The sequence below is a fragment of the Micromonospora sp. NPDC003776 genome (assembly GCF_053605645.1).
Window position 1 is genome coordinate 1 of sequence record NZ_JBSGJR010000791.1, and the last position, 2,452, is coordinate 2,452.

Annotated in this window: 4 protein-coding genes; all 4 read right to left on the minus strand. The window is 77.4% G+C overall.

What is annotated here, in order from left to right; all coding sequences use genetic code 11:
- Window positions 1–355 (minus strand): hypothetical protein (locus tag ACWEVO_RS34955; RefSeq protein WP_452311684.1); only part of this gene is annotated, 355 nt, incomplete at its 3' end.
- Entirely contained in the window at window positions 352–1,173 is an 822-nt protein-coding gene (qcrC, locus tag ACWEVO_RS34960; protein WP_452311685.1) for a cytochrome bc1 complex diheme cytochrome c subunit, read from the minus strand. The genes qcrC and ACWEVO_RS34955, both read right to left, overlap by 4 nt.
- A 3-nt stretch (window positions 1,174–1,176) precedes the next feature.
- The gene (locus tag ACWEVO_RS34965; RefSeq protein ID WP_452311686.1) at window positions 1,177–1,566 is read right to left on the minus strand and encodes a c-type cytochrome; all 390 of its coding nucleotides are present in this window, start codon (window positions 1,564–1,566) and stop codon (window positions 1,177–1,179) included.
- The coding region (locus ACWEVO_RS34970) for a cytochrome c oxidase assembly protein (RefSeq protein ID WP_452311687.1) at window positions 1,563–2,452 on the minus strand (890 nt) is incomplete at its 5' end. The genes ACWEVO_RS34965 and ACWEVO_RS34970, both read right to left, overlap by 4 nt.

Below are 2,452 nucleotides of genomic sequence, written 5' to 3' on the forward strand. Positions count from 1 at the left end.
CGCCGAGCGCGGTCAGCGCCAGCCCCAGCGTGGCGAGCAGGCCACGCCGGCGGATCGGGCTGTCCGGCGCGGTGAGCACCGCCGCGGTCCGCGCCTGCTCGGCCGGCGGCGGGGTGAAGCCCTCGTGCTCCTCGACGTAGCCGCCGGCCGGTACCAGCCGTCGTCCCCAGATCGCCAGGCCGGTCGCCAGCCCGGCGAACGCCACCGCCAGGCACACCCCTTCCCACTGGGTCTGGCCGCCGAGACCGTAGGTGACCGCGAAGCCGATGGCACCGGCCGCGCTGGTCAGGAAGGACAGGATGATCCGGCCGTTCACTCCGGGCGGGGCGGCCGGCACCCGCGGGCGGCGCCTCATTCGCCCGCCTTCCTGCCGAGCCAGCGGGCCGCCGCCACGAGCAGGCCGAGCGTGACGATCCAGGCGACGATCCCTTCGGCCAGCGGCCCCAGCCGGCCCAGCGGGTTGCCGCCCCGGTCCAGGTGCTCGGCGCGCAGCCGCCGCACGTAGGTGGCCAGGTCGTTCACCTGCTCGTCGGTGAGGACCTGGCTCGGGAAGACGGGCATGAGGCCGGGACCGACCCGGATCGCCTCGGCGACCTGCACGGAGGTCGCGTCGTACAGCGGTGGGGCGATCCAGCCGTTGGTCAGGGGCGCGCCGGAGCCGGTGGCGCCGTGGCAGGCCGCGCAGTTCTCGGCGTACAGCTGGCGGCCGGCGGTGAGGCTGCCCGGCGCCACCCGGGGGATCTGCGGGCCGCCCCCGCCGAAGCTCGCGACGTGGTCGACCAGGGCGGCGATCTCGTCGGCGGAGAAGACCGGCTCGCCGTGGCGCGGCTGCTGGATCTCGTCGGGGATCGGCATCCGCCCGGTGGAGAGCTGGAAGTCCACCGACGCGGGGCCGACGCCGACCAGCGAGGGCCCGCGCTGGGCGCCCTGGCCCTGCTGGCCGTGGCAGGTGGCGCAGTTCTGCCGGAACAGTTCCTCCCCCCGCCCGCCGCTGGCCGGGCCGCCCGGGGCCGGTGCGGCGGAGCCCGAGGGCGCCGGGGCCGCGGGGGCGGCGGGGGTCCTGGGGGCGGCGAGGGCCGCGGGGCCGGCCGCCAGGGCGAGGGCCGCGCCGAGCACGACCGCCCGTCCCGGATGCCACCACCGGCGCGTCGACCGGTACGTCCGTGCGCTCACGACTCAGTCCAGGGTGTACAGGTAGGCGGCGATGTCCTGGGCGTCGATCGGGCTCACGCCCAGGTTCGGCATCGCGTTGCCGGGCACGACGGACTGCGGGTCGCTGATCCAGTGCTGCAGGTTGTCGGCGTTGTTCACCAGCTTTCCGGCGATGTACGAGCGGGAGCCGATCCCGGTCAACGGCGGCCCGACCAGACCGTTGGCCCGGTCGACGCCGGGGATGGTGTGGCAGGAGCCGCAGCCGTACTGGGCGATGAGCGCGGCGCCCCGATCGGGCCGGCCAGCGCGTACCTCCGGCGGTGGCGGCGGGTTGGTGTGCGCGCAGCCGGGCAGGGTGAGCAGCAGCGGCAGCGCCACCAGCAGCAGCCGGCGGTGGGGATTGCGGCGGCTCATGGCACGACTCTGCCGCTGTGGGCCGCCGCCGGGCGCGGGGACTCGGGTGGCGTCACCCGCTCGGGGCGCTGCCGTTGCAGGCCCAGCAGCCAGCGCAGGAACGCCGTCAGGGTGGCGGCGAGCACGGCGAGGTCCATCGGTCCCCACATCAGCAGCCCGGCCAGCTGCTGGTCGGCCAGCGGGTCGGGCCCGAGGACGCTCGCCGGGTAGATCGGCCGGGGCGCGAAGGTCAGCACCGCCCCGAGCGCCGAGGCGGGCAGCATGGTGCCGACCAGCAGCAGCATGCCGGCCGGTACGGGCAGCCGGTGCCGGGGGGCGCCGACCAGCGGCGCCCACAGCAGCCAGGCCGAGCCGAGGAAGCAGGCGTGCTCGACGGCGTGCGCGAGCGGCTGCCGTTCGGCGGCCGCGTACGGCGCGGGCAGGTGCCAGAACCAGAGCACCACCGCCTGGACCCCGCCGGCGGTGAGCGCGAGCACGGCCGGTCGCCGGAGCCAGCGGACCGGCCCGGACACCCGCAGCCGGGCCAGCCAGCGGCGGGGCGCCGACGGGCAGGCCAGGGTCAGCGGCAGGCCGGCGGCCCCGGCGGCGAGCAGCGGGCCGGCGCCGAGCAGCAGCAGCATGTGCTGGGTCATGTGTCCGGCGAAGGACCGCTCGGCGGCGGTGGCGAGCGGCCCGTCCTGCGCGGCGAGCACGCAGAGCAGGCCGACGCCGAAGGCGGCCACCCGCCAGCCGGGCAGCACGCGGCCGCGTCCCCGGCGGGCCCACAGCTCGTGGACGCCCCGGCCGTAGCCGGCGGCGAGCAGGGCCAGCGCGGCGGCGAGCAGCATGGCCAGCAGCCCGGCCGCCACGTCGTCGCCGGAGGTGCCGCCGGTCGCGCTCAGCGCAG